We start from the raw sequence: 21,750 nt of genomic DNA, 5'->3' as shown, positions 1-21,750 counted from the left end.
AATAACCATCGTTTCTTTAGATTATTAGTTCGTTAAGTTGTAACGGGCAAAATAAAAGGATGCCGATGTTCGTTATTTTTACACGGAAGATCAGCACTGGTTTCAAGACGAACAGATACCCCGATAAACCGGCAATACGCCTGCGCAGGGGCGCAGCACAAAACCTACTAAATTTCCAGATATACGATGAAGGCAACCCGCCCGGTGTCCGAGCACGCTGTATGCCCGGCAATGCGTGTGAATTTATTAAAAAAGCTGTTGCGCACAGTCGGTTATTCACTGTCGTTGCTGCTGCTGGCCGCCGCTTCTTATAATTGCAACGCGCACGATGCTGAATCTGATGTGCTCCATACGGTCGGCAGTATTATACACACCACCGCTGCACCGCTTAATGCATTCAAAATAGCAGGTCGTTCTCCCGAAAACTGGATGGGAGCTTTACCGGATTCTGTCAATCTTTCCCAGCTGTCTATTCCCGGTTCACATGATGCAGGTGCCTGTTACGAACCTGTTGCCGGTATTGCCAAATGCCAGAACCTTTCTATTGCTGCACAGCTCAACATTGGCGTGCGCTTTCTCGATATCCGCTGCCGCCACGTAAAAAACGGGTTTGTCATTAACCACGGTCCGTTTTACCAGAACCTGTATTTCGCTGAAGTCATCAATACCTGCGCTGCCTTTTTACGCAATCACCCGGGCGAAAGCATTGTGATGAGCATTAAGGAAGAATACCGTGCAGATGGCTGCACCCACAGTTTTGAGCAAACTTTTGCCAACTATGTACGCCAGTATCCCGGCATCTGGTACCTGGGTGAAAATGTACCTGCCTTAAAAGAGGCGCGTGGCAAAATTGTACTGCTGCGCCGCTTTGCAGCCGGGAACGTTAAAGGTATTGACGCGAGCGAATGGAAGAAGAGTACTTTCAGCATCGATGGCAAACAGGCCAGCCTGCGTATTGAAGATGATTATGTAGTGGCCAATCCACAACACAAATGGAAGTCGATGTGTACTTTTTTTGACGAAGCCCGTACTGCAAAAGGCAATACCCTGTATATCGGTTTTGCCAGCGGGTATAAACCTTTACTCTTCAGTATTCCCAATATAACGGCGGTATCCAAAGCAATCAATAACGGTATTGCCGCTTATTTTACGGCCAACACCAAAGGCCGCTTTGGTATTATCCCGATGGATTTTGCCGATCCCTCACGCGTATCGCTCATTTTCAATACCAACTTTTAACATACCCGGTTGCTATATTACTGAATCGTTAACTCCGCCATTTTAAATCAAAACCGGATACATTTTATGAGACAAACTACAGATTGCTGCTATGAGCCTGCTGCTATCGCACCACGGATATAAAACAAAGAAGCCATTCCTTTTACAGAATGGCTGCTCTTTATTTATAATGGAACGATCTTTTTTCAGGAGATCGTGAAAGCGCGTGCAGGCTGGCTTGCAGGTGTTGCAGCCATTGTTTCCCGGCGCTGATGCAAAGGGCAGGCAGGTAACGGCAAAGGTTGGAAAGCATGGTGGCATAATATTGCAGTACCGGCACCAGTATGTTTTCCTGGTCGTATATAAGACGGAATACACTGATACCTATCCATCCCAATCCCGATCGGCCCAGTAATTTTTTGCTGCTGTTGATTACCTGTTTCATATACCATCCATTTGGTTATAACAGGTATTATTTCAAAGCCCATTCCATTTTTGCCGGATAGGTTAAGCAGCTTGTTCATTGTTGTTCTATCGCATTTTTTGTAGAGCGTGTTGCTCAAAACGTTGCAACAGGCCCGTTACAGCAGGCACATTGATCTGTACGGGTATTTACCGGTTGTGGAAACAACACCGCATTAATGCGCAAATGCCGCATTGGGTGCTGTACGTTACGAAGACCGCCGATACAGATGCTTGAGTAGGCCGCCTCTTCTTTCAGCCTAAAAAAATCCCTGCATTTTGCAACACAGGGACCGGCATTAGTGAATAGTTCCAGGAAAATTATCTCCTAAAATATAGTGCAGGTTTTGCGGTTTTTCCTGGCTGGCAACGGTTGTGCAAAGCGATGGGTCGTTCAGCAAAATATCCAGCGACAAGGCCGACGGCAGGTATTTGAGAATGTCTTTTTTTTGTGTGGCCAGGTATTGTCTTACGTTTAATGGTTTGGCGCGCGGGCCAAGGTGTTTTTTGATGGAGCGTATAACTTCGTAAGCGATGTCTTGCAGGCGCGATAATAAAAAACTTTCAGGATGCTGTACCTGTGCATAGGTGGCAATACGAACCAGCAGGTCGGGGGTGGCATTGTTGAATAGTTCGCTGATCCAGTTAAACGGGAGCGGCTTTTGTAACACATTGGCCGCCGCCGTTATACCGGATTGGCTGTAGGAATAAAAACCAATTAATACTGCAGGTATTGCGGCCTGGCCAAAACGATGGGCAGGTGGTATAATATGTTGGGTAATAAAAGGTGATTTGCCGGCATTGATTTGCTTCAGTTCAGTATAGCCTAATTCATATTGTACTGCTTTCAATAGCTTCATCACTTGTAACTTGATATTGGTTTCAATAATGCGGGCGCTTACTAAGGTATGCTTTTGCAAGACCGGGCGACTTACATCATTTCAACAATAATTTACATCATTTTCCGAAGGGGCTGACATATATGTATTTTTACAATAAACTGATTGACAGAGACATTGAGTAAAGATAGATGTGTGAATTATGTAAAATCACGGGCAAATTGTGTAAGAAAAACAGCTTAGTTTTTCTTAAACTTTACACGCGTTTCCTCTTTTCCAATCTGATCAATTGCACTTGTTCCCATGTGCAATTGGTCAGTTTGTTTGCAGGAGGGTTTTGGTGCAGTAGTATTAATACGGTAGTTTTACAATTGAGCAATGAGATGTATCCAGTATCCGCCACCACCAGATTCTGCGACATTCCCCTCCTGCTTTCAGCTAGCCAATTTTGCTCATTTCACCAGCCATATCTTAATTCGTTGTCATGAACATTTTTATCCATAACCTGAATTTTCATATCAGCCAGGATGATTTGAAGCAGCTTTTTTCGCCTTTCGGTGAAGTGGTTTCTTCACGTATTATCCTTGATAAGGAAACAGGTAAATCAAGGGGATTCGGTTTTGTGGAAATGCTGCGGGAAGAAGACGGCCAGACGGCCATTACCAGCCTTGAAGGTTTTAACCTGGAAGGGCGATTTATTTCTGTAACCGTGGCAAGACCAAAGAATAAGAAAGGAAAGAACATTTTTTAGCAGGCTATAAAATTTAATCTGTGGTTTACCGGTACGGGTAGCCGGCCGAAACAATGAAATATTTGTTGAAGTAAAAACCCTTAGATACAGGTATTGCGCGGTTGTCCGTAACTTCAATACCTGCGTTGTTAACACGACACTATGAAGCTGTTTATTAAAAATATGGTGTGCACACGGTGCAAAATGGTCGTGCGTTCAACGCTTGAAGAACTGGATATACCTTTTACCGTGGTTGAACTGGGCATGGTGCAAATGCCTGCTGAATTATCGGCCGAAAGCAGGATAAAATTGAGTGCCAGCCTGGAAAAAGCAGGCCTTGAACTCATGGATGATAACAGGAGCGTTTTGATAGAAAAAATACGGTTAGTTATTATCGAACTGGTATATTATTCAGAAGATCCGTTACAGGTAAACCTGTCTGTTCATCTCAGCGAAAAACTTAACCACAACTATACCTACCTCGCCAACCTGTTTTCAAGTATTAAGGGAATTACCATTGAGCAGTATTTTATTACCCAGAAAATTGAGCGGGTAAAAGAATTGATCGTATACGATGAACTAAACCTTACTGAAATAGCTAATCTATTACATTACAGCAGTATCGGGCACCTGAGTAACCAGTTTAAAAAAGTAACCGGCTTATCGCCTTCCCATTTCCGTAAAATAAAACGCAACAACTATGATTAATGTGTGATTGATATAAGTTTTTTGCAAAAGGCTGTAAGCATAACCATTTGTAAATATGTGACCTTTAGCATATAAAGTACTAAACCCAGCTGACACAACGAAACCGCGCCTTTCCAGGCGCAGTTTTGTTTAAGCTGGAGGGGTGCCAAATTGTTCAAAATATTAAGAATCATACATGTATCTTCGTGTAAAATGCGTATGGAGACTAGCGAGATAACCAAAGCCAAAGAGTTTATTATAGTGGAAATAATCGAGTATATTCCAAATTCTGTAGTAAGCAAAACCATTCTCCGCAAGTCTACCGGTAATGTAACCCTCATGTCTTTTGATTCAGGCGAGGGCCTCGCAGAAAAAATCTCTCCTTTCGATACATTTATACAGGTAATAGAAGGTAGGGCAGAAGTAATAATAGAGGGCATTTCCAAAGAGCTGGTGCCCGGCCAGGGTATGGTGATACCTGCACACAAATGGAACCTGATTAACGCCAATGAGCGTTTTAAAATGATCTCCACTATCATCAAAAGCGGCTACGAATAAGGTGTTATAAAAAGCCCCCCTTAGAGAAAGGGCGGCCTGCTGTAATAACACCTAAAAGCGCGAACGTTGAGCATACGGCATCGCAAAACCGTATTCGTTACAATATCATTTCATCTTACTTTTCATACAAAGGCGGCGCCCCTCGCGCCGCGCGGTCATGTTTTCGGGAACGTAATAAAAACAGGCTGAATTGGAAAACAGGCAATAAACTACATGCGATAATCACACATGGTGTTTTATATGTTTAATACGCGGGCGGCGTTGCAGGCATCCATAAAGGCAGCGTACTGCAATGGCCGAAGGCCCGGCTATATGGTCATAGGCAGCGCTTAAAACAGGTTAACAATAATGCCGTTAACGGTGTTGGGTGTTTTGGTTTTACAGGCGGGATATGCAGATTGCTGTAAGGGGTGAGCGAAAGTAGCTACTGACCCGCAAAACTGCAAGCGCCCGGCAAACAGGAATAAAAATGAACAGAACGCTGCAGGCTGCGGTTGTTTAAAAGCTTGCACTATGAATAACGGCCTGCATTTAAACAATCGTCATGTAACGTGATCACCTGAACAGAAACCTTTATATGTAGCCGCACAGTGCCGGTCTTTGTTAAGAAATAGCCATTCATCCCGGCAGGGCACACTGGTGCTGGGTTTTTCGCGTTTAGTTAGGTATATTAGTTGCAGTGTTTTATTCCGTAATCCAATAGAGAACGCCTACCATGCCCAATGCTTACATTATAGCAGGCTGTCCCGGTGCAGGTAAAACTACCACCAGCTATGCTTTGCTGCCACAGCTGCATTGCCCGGAATTTGTAAATGCCGACAATATTGCCGCAGGCATTTCCCCTTTTCATCCTGAAAATGCTGCGCCCGAAGCCGAGGCCATTATGTTGCAACGTATGATGACGCTGCTGCACAACGGGGTAGATTTTGCTTTTGAAACCACGCTGGCCACTATCAATTATGCCGCATTGATAAAAAAAGCCAGGCAGCTGGGCTATACGGTTAACCTGTTGTTTCTCTGGTTAAACTCTCCCGATTTTGCTATGCGCCGTGTACAGCAGAGCAAACAGAATATTCCCGACGATATTGTGGAGCGCAGGTTTTACCGTGGCTTGCACAACCTGCTGCATGTATATATTCCGCTGTGTGATAAATGGGTAGCCGTGAGCAATGCAGTTGAAAACCCCGAACCCATTGCCAGCGGGCTGATGGGGTTGAACGGGCAGGTAATCAACGAACATATGTGGGAACAATTACTTCAACAAAGCGAATACCATGGATACCAGTAAACAGGAAGAACTGCAAACTTTTACCGAGAAAGTGCTGCAGGGTATGCGCCAGGCCGTACAAACCGTAATTGAGCAGGCTGCTGCAGAAAATGACGAACTTGTCATTGGCGATGAAGAAGGCAATTGCCGCAAAGTGCCGGCCAGGGAGCTATTGCAGAAATTGCAGCAGTAATGCACACGCTTCAATAACGAAATGCTGCAGGCCCCTGCATGCACTAAACAGCTAATCCCTTATATTTAGTGTTTTTAAGACACTAATTATTTGCTGTAACATCTCATGAAATTATTATCCCGCCGTTTGCTTGTTTCAGGGGCCCTGGTATTGGCCGGCAGCACAACCATTGCCCAGCAGCCCGACAAAAAAATACTGCATGCTTTTAACCTCAACCAGGTGCAGCTGGCACCCGGCAGCAGGTTGTACGAAATGACCGTAAAAAACGTGGATTACCTGTTATCACTGGATGGTGACCGCATGTTGTACAGTTACCGCGATTTCGCAGGGCTGGATACCAAAGGTGCGAAAGGCTATGGTGGATGGGAGTGGAGCGGCGGCACCCTGCGTGGTGAGTTTGCCGGGCATTACCTTAGCGCCTGCTGCCGTATGTACAACCAGCTCAAAAATACAGATGCAGCAAAAGCCGCACGCTTCCTCGATAAAATCAATTACCTGGTGAACGGTTTGGCTGAATGCCAGGCTGCCATCAGCGCAAAAAAAGGAGCCGATTATCCCGGCCATCCCGGGTACCTGAATGCACAAAGCGCCAGCCAGTTCGACAGGCTGGAGAATTTACAGTCTGCTGATGTGCCCTTCTACATTATTCATAAAATACTGATGGGCTTGCTGGATGCCTATAACATAACCGGCAACAAACAGGCGCTGAAAGTGGCCGAAGGCGAAGCAGATTACTTTAGCTGGAGACTGAACCGGGTTGACCAGATTACACTTGAAACCATGCTCAACACCCGCCGCTATACCGGGCAGTACCAGGGATATTTTATGGAATTTGGCGGCATGCACGATGTGCTGCTGGAGCTGTACAGTGTTACCCGCAAACCCGCACACCTGCAGCTGGCCAATAAATTCAGCAGAAAATGGTTTAACGAAATGCTGGCAGGCAATGAAGACAACCTGGGCCGCAATGCCGAGCACAGCAATAGTGAAGTGCCCTGCGTAGTAGGCATGGCACATGCTTACGAAATAACCGGCGACAGCATGTATAAAACCGGCGCACTGAATTTTTTAACCTGGATGGAAGAAGGGCATGAATTTTCTACCGGCAGCATCAGCGGCAAATCAGCCTATCCTGAACCGCTGGATTATGGCGGGGAACTGTTTAACTATCCCAAAAACATCAACTACCAGGTAAACAGCTCGCCCGGGCACGAACACCACAATAATGGCGAAAGCTGCTGTTCGCATAATTTAAATAAACTCAGCGAATATGCTTTTACCTGGACAGGCGATGCGCGCTGGGCAGGTGCGTATGAAAAACGTTTTGTAAACGCAGTAATGGCGCAGCAAAATCCTGATGACGGGATGTTTATTTACAACCTGGATTTAAAGCAGGGCGCAAAGAAAGAGTTTGGTACGCCAGACAATACTTTCTGGTGCTGCTACGGCTCAGGCGTGGAAGCCTATGCCGGTTTGGCTGAAGGTGCCTATTTTAATGATGGTAAAAACGGCCTGTGGATAAACCGCCTGCTGGCCGGCACTTTAAACTGGAAACAGAAAGGTGTGCAGGTTACACAGTCTACCGTGTTTCCCGATAATGGCTATGCTAAAATTACTTTTACCACAGTGCAGCCTACGGCATTGCAGCTGCATATTTTAATTCCCGGATGGGCCGGTAAAAATGCAAGCATCAAATTAAACGGTACAGAACAGCCTATTGCCAAAGCGCCTGGCAGCTTTGCGATACTCAACCGCAGCTTTAAAACCGGCGATGTGGTAGAAGTGAACTTCCCGTTTAGCCTGGCCACTGCACCCATGCCCGATGCGCCGCAGTACGTGACGGTTACCTATGGTCCGCATGTATTGGTGAATACAGCCGCTGCCCGCAGTACCTTCAGCGGTACAGAACAGGCCTTGCTGCAAAGTTTACAGCCAACCGGCAACCCCTGCGAGTTTACTGCAGTAATGGGGGGCAAAACTGCGGTGTTTAAACCCATCAACCGCATTAAAAATGAAGGGTACAATGGTTATACGCTTATCAGCACACCACGCCCTGCACAGTTAACAGATGTTGTTACCATCGGGGATTCCCTGTCACTTGCTGCACACAACCTGCTGGCCATGTACATGGGTAAGGGGCAGTTCAATGGCAAAAGCTGGATAGACGCGGGCGTGAATGGCTGGCTGGGTTTTACCGTAAAAGTAGATCCCGCGAAAGAAATGTTTTTACAATGCCGTTACTGGGGCAGCGATGCTGCGCTGAAAGATGCAGTACGGTTGTTTGATATTGAAGTATACAATGCGAATACCGGCAAATACACGGCCATTGCTACACAATACCTGGAAAAACAAAACCCGGATAACTGGTATGATGTGCTGTATCCCATACCGGTTAAGCTTACCCGCGGTCAGCAGCAGGTGCAGGTGCGGTTTGTATCAAAAGGCTTTTATGGCAAACCCGGCGTTACCGGCGGCTTGTACGATGTAGTGCAGGTGCAGCATTACTAAACTGTTTATACATAAAAAAACGCCGCATAATTGTTATGCGGCGTTTTTTGTGCCGGGTAAACCTTGTTCTCCTGTTTTGAATGAACAAAGTGATCCCTATAACTGGGTTATTTTAAAGTTAGATACCAGCAGGCCGGTAGGACTGCTTAAATCTGATTCGAATTTAAAAGTGCTGTAGGTGCGTGTGCCGTCGAATGCCTTGTTTACATCAAATGCTTTTTCTTTGTTTACATACAGCTGAAAACGTTCGCCGGTTTTACGGATGGCGATATGGTTTACTTTTCCGCCGCTGTTAAAAGTATTGGTGCTGGCGTTGGTGTTAAGGTCTTTATTGCCGTTCTTGCTGTCGAGATAAAGATTATTGGGATCGTACAGGCGTACCTGCAGGTAGGCGTTGTTGCTTGGGTAAATGTCGTAGTTGTTGTTCAGTGCGTCTTCAAAATCCATTTTGAATGTTACGCTGCTGCTCCTGTTGGCTACAATAACGTCGAACTCAACTGTAAAGTCTTTAGAGATGCCACCCTTTATTTTAGGGATGTAAACAGAGTTGTTGGTGGTGTTCAGCCATTTGCCGGGGTATTGATCAAGCGTTACCACTTCGCCGCTGCCATTGGTAAGCCATTTGTGCGGGAAGCCACCGATATGTGTGCTGTCAAAATTATCTTCAAAAATAACTGTGCTGCCTGGTGTAAAATCGTAGTTGCTGTTGATGGTGATATTGGTGCCGGTTGCCTGTGTGTTGTTGGCAGGGTTTACTACCGTGGTATCTTTCTTATTCTTGTTTTTCTTTTTAAACCAGCCGCCTACTTTATCAACGGTGCTGTTCACTTTGTCTGCAGTATTGTTTACCTGGTCAACGGTGTTTTGTGCTTTGCTGCAGAATGGTGCGGTGAGTAGTAGAAGTGCAGCAGCATAAGTTAAGGCGTGTTTGTGCATAGTTATTTTTTTAGGTAAACAAAAATAACAAAACAGCGACTAAAACAACCTTGTCTGGAGTGTTTGTGATGAGCGGGGCAACTCATTTTGCAAAAGCTTAATATGACCGTAAATGCCGTCGTAACCGGGTGTGCGTGTTACCTGTCCTTTGCGCATGTTGCCAATGGCTGTTGCCAGTGTGGCGTTGAACCGTTCAATATCCGGTATAGGAGTATCGTTCAACAGGGTGAACTCATTACCGAATTTGCTGACTGCACTGATGAAGGCCTGTTGTACTTTTTTGCTTTCAGGCGAAGTACCGTTTATTTCAGACAATATTTCGGGCAATGGCACAATATGGCTGAAATTACTGGCAGTGGCGGGTTGCAGTGGTGCCTGCCGGTCGCTAAGCGTATGCACACGGTTAAACACACCAATGGTAAGCGGCTTGCCGCAGTGCGGGCATATACCATTTAATGCGTTGGTTTGCTGCGGGCTCAGCACCACTTTACAAAGGCGATGGCCATCGTAGCTGTATTTTCCTTCTTCGGGAAAGAATTCGTAGGTGCCGCCAAATCCTTTGCCTGTTTGCATGGCAGCGAACATGGCGTCGTAACTGCGTTCGGTGTTAAACAAGGTTACTTCCCTGCCCAGCTTTTGCGGCGAATGTGCATCAGAGAACGATACCATGGTAATGGCATCCAGCGCACTCCACTGCCAGTTCATGGCCGGGTCGCTGGACAGGCCGGTTTCAATGGCGAATATATGTGGAGTAAGGTCACGGAAACATTCCTGTATGCTGTTGTAGCCACCGCGTGAGCCGAGCGTGCTGAACCAGGGCGTCCACGCATGGGCGGGAATAAAACGCGCACGCGGTGAGGTGTTCAATACCAGTTCCAGCACATCGCGCGAGGGAAGGCTTACGGTTGGCCGGCCGTCTGCAGCAAGGTTGCCGTACCTGGACAACCGCTTGTTGATCTCTGCCACGGTTTCAAAATCAGGCGCGTATACCAGGTTGTGGTTTTTGCGTGTACGGCCATCCCATTGGTACACTGAACTGATTTCGGTTGAAAGGCAAAACCGCACATCGGTATCCGTCACTTTCATTCCTTCCGGTGCATGCTGTTGCGGCGGGTTTTTTAAGGTAAAAAAGCCACTGCCATCCGGCTGCAATTTTTCCTGCAATTCAGCAAACCAGGCGGGGTGTGTAAAATCGCCGGTGCCCAGCACGTGAATGCCTTTTACCCTTGCCCACTGGTACAGGGTTTCGAGGTTCAGGTTTTTACTGCATGCCTGGGCATAGTGTGAATGTATGTGGAGATCGGCGCGGTAGAACATGGGTGTAATTTACTAATAAAATTAGCAATAAATGCGGTTTTGTTTTAAGGTTTAACGTTTGATGTTTAAAACCATAGAACCATCAAACAAGGTTCCCGCTACAACCTGGTGATGTCAAAAATAGCTACCTGCGGCGTAAAAGCCTGGTCAGTTTCGGGGCGGTTGTAAATGGTTTGTACGATGTTCATGCCTTTTACCACGCGGCCAAAGGCTGCATAACCCTGGCCATCGGGATTGTTTTCGCCGCCGAAATCAAAACCGGGCTGGTCGCCGATGCAGATAAAAAACTCGGTGCCTGCTGTGCCAGGCTCCAGGCGCGCAAGGGAGATGGTGCCGTTTTTATGCAGCAGGTGGGTTTGCTGCGTGGTTTCGTGCGGTATGCCGGGTATAGTGCTGCGTTTTTTATAGTTGGTGCGCCAGATGCCGCCCTGTATCAGTTCGGCTTTAAAGGCATTGCTGGGTTGGTTATCGGTATTCAGCACGCGGTAAAACGAACTGTTTTTGTACAAACCGCTGTCTACATAACTAAGAAAGGCACCGGCGCTTTTGGGCGCCTGGTCCGGGTATACTTCTACCTCAATATCGCCCGCATTGGTTTGAATGAGCACATGGGGATGCTTGTATTTCGTTTTACAGGCGAACAGGAGGGTGGTGAGTAAGATAAACAGTAATAGTTTGCGCATAGGTATAGTATCGGTGATGGGCAATGAGGTTAATAGGGCAGGGTAAGTTTGCAGAGGTACTGGTCGTACTCGTCTTCTGCCAGTATATCCACATTCCAGCCGGCGTTGTTGGCGGTCTCAATCAGGGTTTGCTGATCTACGTACAACCATTTAAACCACGGGGTATTCATCTTTTTGTAGGAATACTGGTAGCTCACCTCACCGTAATAAGGTGGTTGTTTGGGCAGTTTGCCATCGTAGAGATAGGCAATGTCTGATGAATCAAAAATAACCTGTCCGCCCGGCTGCACCAGTGTTTTAAAATGAGCCAGCAGGCGTTTTAACCCGGCTATGTCTGCTGCCAGGCCAATACCATTCATGAGCAGCAACAAGGTATCGAAGCGTTCCTGGTTATAGGTGAATATATCCCCCTGTACGGTTTGTCGTACACCGCGCAGGTTCATTACTTCCACCGCTTTGGGCGAAATATCGAGGGCTGTAACATTCAGTCCGCGCTGCTGCAGCAACAGGGCATGACTGCCTGCGCCGCCGCCAATGTCAAGAACGCTGCCGCGGCAATGCTGTAAAGCCATCAGCTCCAGTTCGGGCAGGTCGGCTTCGTTGCGGAAATAGATACCGGGGTACATTTCCTCTTTGGGACCGTATTTGTTGTGAATCCATAATTTGCCCTGCTGGGTACCGAGGTAATAATCGTGCAGGGCTTCTCCCAAAACATCTGACATGTTCGCTGAAAATAGTTGAGCAACAAAATTACGTGCTGTGTGCATATGTAACGGAAACAAACAGGGCTGTATCATAAACGGACAGGCTGCCGCGTGAAAATACTAAAAATGAGATGATTGCCAGCTGTTTGCAACAAGGCATATTTTTTAGCGAACATAGGTACAAATGCACGCTTAAACCTTTCTGCTATATGTTTCGTAACTACCTGCTCATTGCCTGGCGCTGTTCAATGTGCAGTAGCGGGTGTTTACATTTACGGCGGCCATAGTTATACTTATAGCCCTGCTCACGGTGAGTTACCAGTCTTTAAAAGCAGCTGTTGCCAGCCCGGTAAAAAGCCTGCGTACAGAATAGGCTGTTGTTTTTAGTTTTAATACAGTTGGTGCGCGGGTTGCCATTATTTGAGTGTGGCAACCCGCTTTTTTATGCTTTCACAAAAGGTTGGGGCAGCATTGCTGGCATAACCGGAAAAAATATTTTACTTTTTTGTCCTGCCCGGGTGCGGGTTGTTCGTCATACCGGTACAAAAACATTTTTCACCACCAAAAACAAGCGGTATATGAAAGACTTCATGTTTATTTTCCGTGGCCCTTCTTACGAGGAATTACAGTTATCACCCGAAGAAGTGCAGGCCAATATGCAGGAATGGTACAACTGGGTAAACCAGCTGAGTGCAAAACAGGTATACGTGGGCGGCGAGCCATTGCTGCCCGGCGGCAAGGTGTTGCAGGGAAGCAAGACAGTTGTTACAGACGGCCCTTTTGCCGAAGGAAAGGAATTGGTTGGTGGCTATTTTATTGTAAAAGCCGAATCGCTCGAAGCCGCCACTGAAATGGCCAAAGGCTTTCCTGATTTTGACCGCAACGGTTCGGTAGAAGTGCGTGAAATCATGAAAATGGAATAACGCATGAACGGGGAACAGCCACAGCAACTGGTGGATCATCTTTTCCGGCACGAATCGGGAAAGATGATCGCCGTGTTGACGCGCATTTTTGGTATCCACAATCTGCAGCTGGTAGAAGATGTGGTACAGGAAACTTTTGTAAAAGCCCTGCAGGTATGGAAGTTCAATGCAGTGCCCGGTAACCCGCAGGCCTGGCTGATGCGTGTGGCCAAAAATGCATCGATCGATTTAATACGGCGGCAGCAGAAATTGAATTTCGTATCAGATGAAGTAGCGGCCCAGTTACAGGCCGATACCACGCAAACCATTGAACAGTTTTTTCTTGACACAGAGATTGCCGACAGCCAGCTGCGGCTGATTTTTACCTGTTGCCATCCGGCGCTGCCGCCAGAAGACCAGGTAGCGCTAACGCTGAAAACGGTGTCGGGCTTTGGTGTGGCGGAAATAGCACGGGCGCTTGTTTCGAACGAAGCGGCCATTCAGAAAAGATTGTACCGCGCGAGGGTATACATTAAAAACCGGCAGATTCAATTTGAAATACCTGCCGGTAAAGCCCTGTACACGCGGCTGCAGAGCGTGCATACGGTATTGTACCTGCTGTTTAACGAAGGTTATAATTCGATGAAGGCCGATGAATTGATACGGTACGATGTATGTGCAGAAGCCATGCGTTTGTGCAGGCTGCTGACTACACATGCCGTGGCCGGTGTGCCCGCAAGTTTTGCCCTGCTTTCGCTGATGTGTTTGCAGGCCTCGCGGTTCGACAGCCGTATAAATGAAGACAATGAAATTATCCTGCTGCAGCAGCAAGACAGGCAGAAATGGAACCATGAGTTGATACAGTTGGGTTACCAGTACCTGCGCAAATCAAGCAGTGGTAACCGGTTATCGATTTATCACATTGAATCGGCCATTGCTGCTGAACATTGCATGGCGCCTGCGTTTGAGCAAACCAACTGGGAACGCCTGCTGCAACTGTACGATATGTTGCTGGCGCAAAAGCCCTTGCCTGTTGTACAGCTGAACCGCGCAGTAATACTGGCACAACTGAACCGTTTGCCACAGGCAATTGATAGTATACTGGATATTTACGGCATTCACGATCTATTAAAGCATCACTACATGTACAGCGCGGTGCTGGGCGATTTGTACAGTAAAGGCAATAACATTCCCGAAGCACGCCGCCACCTGCAGCATGCGTATGAGCTGACCAGCTCGCTTGCCGAGAAAAAATTACTGCAGCACAAACTCTCGCAATTGCCGGCCTAATGCGGCAATATCTCTTTCCACCATTGTTTTTGCGGCATGTGCCTGTTTAATACCAGTTCTTCACCAATAAGTGGTGTGGTTAATTGTAAGGGTAAATTGGCTGCAGCCGCGGTAACACGTTTAATTGAATCGTCCCAGGCATGTGCAGCCAGTGCATATTTGGCCCAGTGTACAGGCAACAGCCATTTTGCGTTGAGGTCAACGGCGGCCTGGGCAGTTTGCTCGGGCATCATGTGTATGTAGGGCCAGAAGGCATCGTATTGCCCGCATTCAAGAATTGCAAGATCAAACGGGCCGAATTGTTCACCGATGGCGGCAAAATGGGTATCGTAACCGGAATCACCACCAAGAAAGACTTTTTCATTCGGTGTTTGCAGCACAAAGGAAGTCCACAGCGTTTTATTGCGCACCAGTCCGCGGCCTGAGAAATGTCGCGCAGGTGTGGCCGTAAGCTGCATATTGCCTGGCAGGGCAGTGGTTTGCCACCAGTCGAGCGAAGTAATGGCTGCTTCGGGCACACCCCAGTACACCAGGTGCGATGCCACCCCCAGCGGTGCGTACCAGTGTTTTACCTTGTTTTTCAGTTGTAATATGGTGGGGTATTCCAGGTGGTCGTAATGGTCGTGTGTTTGTATCAGTATATCAATCGGCGGCAGGTCTTTCACATCGTAAGCACGTGATCCGGGAAAGGCCTTAGGCCCCAGGTTTTTGGAAAATGAAGGGCGTTCGCCAAAAACAGGATCTACCAGTATGTTCAGCTGGTTAACCTGTACCAGGTAGGCGGAGTGGCCAAACCAGGTTAGGGTAAACGCATCACAGCGTTCGGGCAGCCGGCGTTTTACAGAGGGCAGTAAAAAGGGCGGGGTTTTAGCCGGGTTCTTTTTAAGTGCATGGCGCATTACCGTGATAATGTTGGCTCCTTCGGCCAGCTGCGGGGTATCGTGTTCGTTCTGGAAGCTCCCGCCGCGGTACCGGGGCGATTGTTCTATACGTTTTAATTCTTCTCCTGATGGCTTGTGCCCGAATGCGTGTATCATACTTTAAAGTTAGCGGTATTGGTTGATGGGGAAAATGCCGCTTCATTCTCTATTCGCCATAGACGATTGAACGTTAAAAATATTTTTCAAAACTGAGGCCGTAGCTCAATAAAAGATTTTCGCGGCTGGTACGGTTGAATTTATTGTAGTTGAATGCAGTGGTAAAACTGAGCCATTTCTGCAGTTTAACAGACAGGTTCAGGTTAGAGCGTACAATGTAGTCGCTGCCGCGTGACAGGGAATTTTGCAAAAAGTTGGAGCCATCGATCACGAAAATGTTCTTCACCACAAACCTGAACTGTACCCGAAGCGAGTTGCGGAAGGTGTGGTAAATATCATGGGTGGTATCGTTTAAAAACAAATTACTGGTTTCAAACAGCAGGCCCTCGCTGATGTTGAGGTAGGCGTTTGGCTTGTCGTACAGGCTGTAAGCCGCTCCTGCACCGGTTTGCAACTGGTTGTTGATTTTGAGTGATACGCTGGTGGTGTAGTTGGCCAGTCCCCAGTAATAAAAATGCGGGATCTTTTTCTGGTACAGGTCAAAATCGAGACTTGCATTGTAATCGTTGTTGGTAAGATCGGTTTGTGAGCGGCCGTAAATCCAGTTGTTGTTGAGATTAAGCACACCGGTCTTTTTCTTTACACTGAATTTAAAACCATTGTTCAGCAGGTACGAGCTGCCGTCGTTGGTTTTATTGATAGAGCCGGTGGAATTGTAGTTAAAATAATAATGTGCACTGTCGCTGAACTGTGCCCGGGCGCTGGTACAAATACCCAGGCAAAAAATAAGCAATAACCGGATTGTAGTCATAGGCGCTGATTGCGATGGTAACAAAATGGCTGTTCTGTCGCAATTTATATGCCTGACGGGTGGCGCTTAATACTCGAAGTAGGGTTTTACGTCTTTTTCCCAGGTAGCGGTTACTGCAGCAAAGTCTGCCTCTGCTTCAGGAAACGGAGTGTTTGCCTTTGCTGCCAGTGCCAGCGCATGTTTTACTTCGTTGAATGCTTCCAACAGCAGCTGTTTGTTTTTTGTGGAATGGCCCAGGTGAAATTTACACATACCCTGCTGGTGCCATATCCTGAAGTTTTCTGGATGTTCGGTGGTCTGGTGTTCCAGGATGGCGAGGGCTTCCTTGTACTGGTGTTGCTCCATTTGTGTTTGCGCTTGTTTATTGGGATGCATAGGCTGTTTTATTAGAATGTTAACCAAGTATTGTGCCTGTTACAGCCAGGACAATTATTGCCCGGAGCGTGCAGAGACAGTTTGTACCAGCAAAAAAGCCGTCTCGTGGAGGCGGCTTTTTTATTGATAGCGGTATTCGTGATGATGTATTATGCGTGTGCCACTTCTTCCATGGCTTCCTGGTTTACCAGAGAAATAGCCGGATCGTAGTCAGGTGTTAAGCCCATCAATACTTCATGGAACGAGTAGTATATTTCCCATAACAGCAGGGTGTTGGTTACACCACGCTGCATGCGCAGCTCAAGCTGGTACAGGCCGGTTTTTTTATTGCGGTTAATACCAAACCAGTAACCGGAGAGTACGCTGAATACCTTGCGGGCAAACTCGTCTTTAAACAGCTGCGCAGTGCGCTCAGTGTCGTTTGTTTTTATAAACAGTTCCTTGTCAAATTCGGGGTAGCCCAGTTTAATGTGTTTTGAACCCAGCAAGTGGCTGATGTCGCTGAATATATCCTGTGGTTGTATGGAAAAACGGTAGTCGCCCATATGGCCAAGCGGTGCGGTTAAAATGGTGGTTTCGTAACCGCCTTCGGCGCTGCCGCCCAGGTGTACGTCAATGTCAAGACTGGTAACGCGGTGATCTTGTTCAATGTTTACATGGTAGTCGGTTAACCTGCCGAGTTCGGCATAATCATAGTTAAACGCAATCCATACGTCTTCAGTGGCTGGGGCAAAAATTTGTTTTACCTGCTGCATATCGTTGTGTTTTAATTTGCAATTACAGGTTTAGTAAGGGCGTGGGTTAATACGGGGGTAAAACAGTAATGGTTCCTTAAAAAAGAACGCTGAAGAGTTGTAGGGCTGGAAACAATATGAAGGTAGTGAATAGTCTTTCAAAGCGCAATAAAAGAGCCCTTAAAATATTGCTTAAAATGGAAATATTATCAGTGTTTAAACTGAGATACAACGCGGAATACAGTAATTTATTAGTATTTCATTTTCAGTGCAAATACGCTGATGAAAGTAGTGGCTGATTGATGTGTTACCGCTGTTTCTGCGCAAACGGTTACCCACTGCGAAATGCGCTCGATAAAGGGTTTGCCCATGAGCCGTTGCGGGGTGCTTAAAAGGATGGTTGTACCGGCTTGTATAAACTTTTCCAGTACTATATAGAGCTGCTCAAATTCGGCGGTATCGTAATTAATATCGCTCATAATCAATGTATCTGCAGTTAAATTTTCAGGCAGGTAATGCCAGTTCAGCAATTGGCAGTCTACATTGCTGAATTGATTGCGCTGCACACTAAGCGCCAGGGTGTCTACTGCTTCGGGCAGGTAATCGCTGCAAACCACCCTGCCGGCCAGCGGTGCGGCCACCAGGGAAGGCAAACCCAATCCTGCTGCCAGTTCCAGCACGTGTTTGCCCTGCACATATTCCGGGTGTTCGGTAATAAAGCTGCCCATGGCCAATGCGGCCGGCCACAGTTTGGCCCAGTAGGGAAGGGGCGCTGCAGCATCAGCTGCTTTTTGCTGCGCAAAGGTTTCCTGTACCCGCGTTGCATCGGGTATATACAACGAAACATTGTAGGCAGGTTGTTGTATGGTGGTCCATTGCAGCATGTTGTATTGGCCTTTTATGTGCTTTAACGCGGGCAAAGTTAACGGGCTGCTGTATATTTACCACTCACTAATCAGTCTCCGAACAACATGAGAAAATTTGTACTGTCCATCGCCGTGATGGGCGCCGTGTGCAGCATAGCGCAGGCTCAGCCCAAAGAGGGAGGGTTTAAAAATGAGCGCCCGCCATCTCCCAGCCGCATTTTAAATGTAGATTCTGCAGTAGTTACCAAACATGAATTGACCATTAAAGGTCAGCATGTAGCATACACCGCCACCGCAGGCAGCATGCCGGTGTGGGATGAAGATGGCCGCCCGGTTGCAGGTGTGTTTTACACGTATTATGAAAGAGACGATGTAAAAGACAGGGCCTCACGCCCGCTGGTGATTTCTTTCAACGGTGGCCCCGGCACGCCCTCTGTTTGGATGGAAATTGGTTATACTGGCCCGCGTTTGCTGAACGTGGATGACGAAGGTTACCCGGTGCAGCCTTATGGTATGCGCGATAACAACAACTCTATTCTTGATGTAGCCGATATTGTATATGTTGATCCTGTTAATACCGGTTATTCAAGAACGGTGAGCAAAGATGTACCCGGCTCTAAGTTTTATGGTGTTAATGCCGATATCAAATACCTCGCTGAGTGGATCAGCACGTTTGTTACCCGCCGCGGCCGCTGGGCTTCTCCCAAGTTCCTGATCGGTGAAAGCTATGGCACCACGCGTGTTTCCGGTCTTGCACTTGAATTGCAGAATGCACAGTGGATGTACCTGAACGGCGTAATACTTGTATCGCCAACCGAACTGGGCATTGAACGCAATGGCCCGGCAGATGCTGCTTTGCGCCTGCCTTATTTTGCAGCCACTGCCTGGTATCACAAGGCCCTGGCTGCTGATCTGCAGCAGAAAGACCTTACTGCCTACCTGCCCGAAGTAGAGGATTTTACCATCAATGAATTGCTGCCTGCCTTGTCAAGGGGCGGTTTTCTCGATGACGCGAAGAAGGCTGCTATTGCCGCTAAAATGGCGCGCTACAGCGGTATTTCAGAGAAAGTAATTTTGGGTAATAACCTCGATGTATCTACCAACCTGTTCTGGAAAGAACTGCTGCGCGATAAAGGTTTTACCGTGGGCAGACTGGATTCGCGTTACCGCGGTGTTGACAGGCAGGCCTATGGCAGCGAGCCTGATTACAATGCGGAATTAACCAGCTGGCTGCATTCTTTTACACCGGCTATTCATATTTACCTGCGTGATGAGCTGAACTATAAAACCGATTTAAAATACAATATGTTTGGCGAGGTATGGCCCTGGGATAACAAGAACAACCATACCGGCGAAGATCTGCGCCAGGCAATGGCCCAGAACCCTTATCTGCACCTGTTGGTACAGTCAGGCTACTATGATGGCGCCTGTGATTATTTCAACGCGAAATACAGCATGTGGCAGCTTGACCCCAGCGGCCGTTTAAAAGACAGGCTGAAATGGGAAGGCTATCGCAGCGGTCACATGATGTACCTGCGCAAAGAAGACCTGGGCACAGCGACCGATAACCTGCGCAAATTTATTCATGACGCATTGCCCAAACCGGGAGAACCGGCGAAGTATTAGATAGCCGCAGTAAAACAATAAAACCATTAAAATCCCCCGGCCCCGCCGGGGGATTTTTTATTGCGCCTTCCATTCGTTGTCCGCTTCATTGGCATCTACATAAATGCCGTTGTCGAGTTTAACGGAGTTGATTTTTTTAGCGGAGGGGATGCTGATGCTGGCCTGCGTCTGGTTCGCTTTCCATACCTGTGGTGTTTGATGAAAAGTGGCGGTAGTGCCGTCTGCATAGGTGGCCACCACATCAAAAGGGATGGCGAAACCGCCTGTGTTTTTAACAATTACATCAGTTGTTTTGCCATGTGCGTTTACCTTGTCAACACCAATATCAAGATAATGGGTGCTGAAAAACCAGTTGTTCCAGAACCAGTCGAGGTTCTGGCCGTATGCGGTGCTCATCGAATTAAAATAATCCCAGGGAATGGGGTGCTTGCCGTTCCAGTTATGCATATAGGCATGCAGGCATTTTTTAAACACTTCATCTCCCATCATATCTTTCAGTGCGAGGTAACTTAAAGATGGTTTTACATAGCCATTGCTGCCCGCACCAACACCATTAAACTGGTTGGTCATGGTAATAACAGGCATGTCCTGGTCGCTGGAGGGGTCCCTGGTATAGCCATTTACACGGAATGCCTTGTACAGTTTATCCGCATTTTCTTTGCCTTTTTCTGCAATGCCAATCAGGTATTCGAGCGTAGTGGCCCAGCCTTCATCCATAAACGAATAGCGGGTTTCGTTGATGCCCATGTAAAAAGGGAAATAGGTATGGGCTATTTCATGATCTTGCACCAGCTGTGCAAAGCTGGTATCTTCTTCTGTGCCATCGTTTACCATCATGGGGTATTCCATATCTGCATAACCCTGGAAGGCGGTCATTTTGGGGAAAGGATACGCCACACCCGGCCAGTTGTTCGATAACCAGTTGAGCGCATGACGGCCGAAGCTTACAGAGTAGTGGAAATCTTTAGCAGTATCGTTGTAAGCTGCCTGCATGCTGGCCCTGCGGCGGGTGCTGCTGTCGACCATTACGCTTGATGCATCCCATACATAATGATCACTGAGGCCAACGGTTACATCTACAATATTGGAAGCTGCCCATTTCCAGGTGTTCCAGTCATGCTGCCGGGTAACCTTGTGCTGCTGTACATCGGCCAAGGAGGCAATATGTTGTACCTGGTCTGATGTGTACGATTGCTGCAGGTTGGCGGCCACTGCGGGCTGCAGCACTTCGCTGGCATTCTGCAGGGTACCGGTGGCCCATACGATATAGTTTTTGGGCACTTTTACCTGCAAGGTATAATCATTGAAGTCGTTGTAAAACTCCATACCACCGGTATGCGGTATGCGGTCCCAGCCATTGTAATCATCATACACGGCTACACGCGGGTAAAAATAGGCAAGAAAGTAAGTGGTGCTGTCAATCATGCCTTCGCGGTTGCTTTGCAGCGATACATCGTAATGCCAGTTAATGCTCAGTTGTATGGAATCGTGCGCTTTCAGCGGCTGTTGCAGGCGTATACCGCCTACAGTGGCTACATTGTTGTTGAAGCGTTGCGTTTTGCCGTTTACCAGCAGGGTGTCGATAGTAACGCCATTGGTTAAAAAATCGGGCGAAGCAAAACCGTCACGTGGTGCTGTTGGTTTGTGTATGTTACAAATAAGGCGGATAGCAAGGCTGGTAAGCGCATCGTTGCTGTTGTTGCGGTATACGATGGTTTCAGTGCCATAAATGGTACGCTGGGGCGGGTTGGCGGTAATGGTAATATCGTACCGGCCGCTGTTCTGCCAGTAATTTTTACCCGGCTCGCCGGTGTACGAACGGGTGCCTTTATCGTATGCTGCTTTAATATTACGTGGCATATAAAGCCCCTGCGCCTGCAGCTGGGGCGCGGCGCTGCAAAGCGCCAGACCAAAAATCAGTTTTTTCAACATAGACTGTAGTTATCTCAATGAATAAGCTAAAGTAAGTCAATACGATACCGGTTTTAACATTTTTATTTAAACGGC

At 47.4% G+C, this 21,750-nt stretch carries 22 protein-coding genes; 10 read left to right on the top strand and 12 right to left on the bottom strand.

All coding sequences use genetic code 11. The annotated features are described in order from the left end of the window. Window positions 1-186 precede the first annotated feature (186 nt). A complete protein-coding gene (locus tag DXN05_RS04000; protein ID WP_116845901.1) occupies window positions 187-1,239 on the top strand; it encodes a phosphatidylinositol-specific phospholipase C in 1,053 nt (350 codons plus the stop codon). 160 nt (window positions 1,240-1,399) lie between these two features. Here DXN05_RS04000 and DXN05_RS03995 read toward each other — a convergent pair whose 3' ends face one another. Together DXN05_RS03995 and DXN05_RS03990 are read right to left on the bottom strand one after the other, a co-directional pair. Beyond that, window positions 1,400-1,663 carry a hypothetical protein gene (locus tag DXN05_RS03995; protein ID WP_116845900.1) on the bottom strand — a complete coding sequence of 88 codons (264 nt, stop codon included), beginning with the start codon at window positions 1,661-1,663 and terminating at the stop codon, window positions 1,400-1,402. Window positions 1,664-1,979: 316 nt separating this feature from the next. Next, the gene (locus DXN05_RS03990) at window positions 1,980-2,540 is read right to left on the bottom strand and encodes a hypothetical protein (protein WP_147313834.1); all 561 of its coding nucleotides are present in this window, start codon (window positions 2,538-2,540) and stop codon (window positions 1,980-1,982) included. 463 nt (window positions 2,541-3,003) lie between these two features. Here DXN05_RS03990 and DXN05_RS03985 point away from each other — a divergent pair, with 463 nt between their 5' ends. From DXN05_RS03985 to DXN05_RS03955, 6 genes are all read left to right on the top strand, one after another. Beyond that, window positions 3,004-3,270 carry an RNA recognition motif domain-containing protein gene (locus DXN05_RS03985; protein ID WP_116845898.1) on the top strand — a complete coding sequence of 89 codons (267 nt, stop codon included), beginning with the start codon at window positions 3,004-3,006 and terminating at the stop codon, window positions 3,268-3,270. 141 nt (window positions 3,271-3,411) lie between these two features. Next, window positions 3,412-3,957, top strand: a complete 546-nt coding sequence (locus tag DXN05_RS03980; protein WP_116845897.1) for a helix-turn-helix domain-containing protein — start codon at window positions 3,412-3,414, stop codon at window positions 3,955-3,957. Window positions 3,958-4,155: 198 nt separating this feature from the next. Further along, window positions 4,156-4,494, top strand: a complete 339-nt coding sequence (locus DXN05_RS03975) for a cupin domain-containing protein (protein WP_116846382.1) — start codon at window positions 4,156-4,158, stop codon at window positions 4,492-4,494. A 715-nt stretch (window positions 4,495-5,209) separates the two neighbouring features. Next, entirely contained in the window at window positions 5,210-5,782 is a 573-nt protein-coding gene (locus DXN05_RS03965; RefSeq protein WP_116845895.1) for a zeta toxin family protein, read from the top strand. Beyond that, complete coding sequence (locus tag DXN05_RS03960; RefSeq protein ID WP_116845894.1) at window positions 5,769-5,954, top strand: hypothetical protein; 186 nt, start codon at window positions 5,769-5,771, stop codon at window positions 5,952-5,954. The genes DXN05_RS03965 and DXN05_RS03960 overlap by 14 nt, the downstream gene beginning before the upstream one ends. Window positions 5,955-6,059: 105 nt before the next feature. Next, complete coding sequence (locus DXN05_RS03955) at window positions 6,060-8,462, top strand: beta-L-arabinofuranosidase domain-containing protein (protein ID WP_116845893.1); 2,403 nt, start codon at window positions 6,060-6,062, stop codon at window positions 8,460-8,462. Between the two features lie 96 nt (window positions 8,463-8,558). Here the strand turns inward: DXN05_RS03955 and DXN05_RS03950 are convergent, their stop codons facing one another. The 4 genes from DXN05_RS03950 to DXN05_RS03935 all read right to left on the bottom strand — a co-directional run bounded on the left by DXN05_RS03950 (window position 8,559) and on the right by DXN05_RS03935 (window position 12,120). Continuing rightward, window positions 8,559-9,398: a hypothetical protein gene (locus DXN05_RS03950; protein WP_116845892.1), complete on the bottom strand. Its 840-nt coding sequence runs from the start codon at window positions 9,396-9,398 to the stop codon at window positions 8,559-8,561. Between the two features lie 39 nt (window positions 9,399-9,437). Next, on the bottom strand, window positions 9,438-10,715 hold the full coding sequence (locus DXN05_RS03945; protein WP_116845891.1) for an endonuclease Q family protein: 1,278 nt from the start codon (window positions 10,713-10,715) through the stop codon (window positions 9,438-9,440). A 98-nt stretch (window positions 10,716-10,813) separates the two neighbouring features. Beyond that, complete coding sequence (locus tag DXN05_RS03940; RefSeq protein ID WP_116846381.1) at window positions 10,814-11,398, bottom strand: peptidylprolyl isomerase; 585 nt, start codon at window positions 11,396-11,398, stop codon at window positions 10,814-10,816. Between the two features lie 29 nt (window positions 11,399-11,427). Further along, complete coding sequence (locus DXN05_RS03935) at window positions 11,428-12,120, bottom strand: class I SAM-dependent methyltransferase (RefSeq protein WP_116845890.1); 693 nt, start codon at window positions 12,118-12,120, stop codon at window positions 11,428-11,430. Window positions 12,121-12,680: 560 nt separating this feature from the next. On the opposite strand from DXN05_RS03935, the gene DXN05_RS03930 reads away from it, so the two are divergent. Continuing rightward, window positions 12,681-13,025 (top strand): YciI family protein, encoded by a 345-nt coding sequence (locus DXN05_RS03930; protein ID WP_116846380.1) that lies wholly within the window; start codon window positions 12,681-12,683, stop codon window positions 13,023-13,025. Between the two features lie 3 nt (window positions 13,026-13,028). Further along, window positions 13,029-14,294 carry an RNA polymerase sigma factor gene (locus tag DXN05_RS03925; protein ID WP_116845889.1) on the top strand — a complete coding sequence of 422 codons (1,266 nt, stop codon included), beginning with the start codon at window positions 13,029-13,031 and terminating at the stop codon, window positions 14,292-14,294. On the opposite strand, the gene DXN05_RS03920 is transcribed toward DXN05_RS03925, so the two are convergent. The 5 genes from DXN05_RS03920 to DXN05_RS03900 all read right to left on the bottom strand — a co-directional run bounded on the left by DXN05_RS03920 (window position 14,291) and on the right by DXN05_RS03900 (window position 18,135). Next, the gene (locus tag DXN05_RS03920) at window positions 14,291-15,331 is read right to left on the bottom strand and encodes an MBL fold metallo-hydrolase (protein WP_116845888.1); all 1,041 of its coding nucleotides are present in this window, start codon (window positions 15,329-15,331) and stop codon (window positions 14,291-14,293) included. The genes DXN05_RS03925 and DXN05_RS03920 overlap by 4 nt on opposite strands. A 73-nt stretch (window positions 15,332-15,404) precedes the next feature. Then, window positions 15,405-16,142, bottom strand: coding sequence for a DUF481 domain-containing protein (locus tag DXN05_RS03915; protein ID WP_116845887.1), 738 nt, complete (start codon window positions 16,140-16,142; stop codon window positions 15,405-15,407). 66 nt (window positions 16,143-16,208) lie between these two features. Continuing rightward, on the bottom strand, window positions 16,209-16,517 hold the full coding sequence (locus DXN05_RS03910) for a hypothetical protein (RefSeq protein WP_116845886.1): 309 nt from the start codon (window positions 16,515-16,517) through the stop codon (window positions 16,209-16,211). A gap of 149 nt (window positions 16,518-16,666) precedes the next feature. After that, window positions 16,667-17,272 carry a hypothetical protein gene (locus DXN05_RS03905; RefSeq protein ID WP_116845885.1) on the bottom strand — a complete coding sequence of 202 codons (606 nt, stop codon included), beginning with the start codon at window positions 17,270-17,272 and terminating at the stop codon, window positions 16,667-16,669. A 230-nt stretch (window positions 17,273-17,502) separates the two neighbouring features. Beyond that, on the bottom strand, window positions 17,503-18,135 hold the full coding sequence (locus DXN05_RS03900; protein ID WP_116845884.1) for a class I SAM-dependent methyltransferase: 633 nt from the start codon (window positions 18,133-18,135) through the stop codon (window positions 17,503-17,505). Between the two features lie 87 nt (window positions 18,136-18,222). On the opposite strand from DXN05_RS03900, the gene DXN05_RS03895 reads away from it, so the two are divergent. Next, window positions 18,223-19,743 (top strand): S10 family peptidase, encoded by a 1,521-nt coding sequence (locus DXN05_RS03895; RefSeq protein WP_116845883.1) that lies wholly within the window; start codon window positions 18,223-18,225, stop codon window positions 19,741-19,743. 57 nt (window positions 19,744-19,800) lie between these two features. Here DXN05_RS03895 and DXN05_RS03890 read toward each other — a convergent pair whose 3' ends face one another. Continuing rightward, on the bottom strand, window positions 19,801-21,675 hold the full coding sequence (locus DXN05_RS03890; protein ID WP_116845882.1) for a M1 family metallopeptidase: 1,875 nt from the start codon (window positions 21,673-21,675) through the stop codon (window positions 19,801-19,803). Window positions 21,676-21,750: the final 75 nt, after the last annotated feature.

This window comes from Deminuibacter soli (assembly GCF_003412455.1).
Lineage (GTDB): Bacteria > Bacteroidota > Bacteroidia > Chitinophagales > Chitinophagaceae > Deminuibacter > Deminuibacter soli.
The sequence above is the reverse complement of the archived record's forward strand: the minus strand, read 5'-3'. Positions and strand labels throughout refer to the sequence as shown.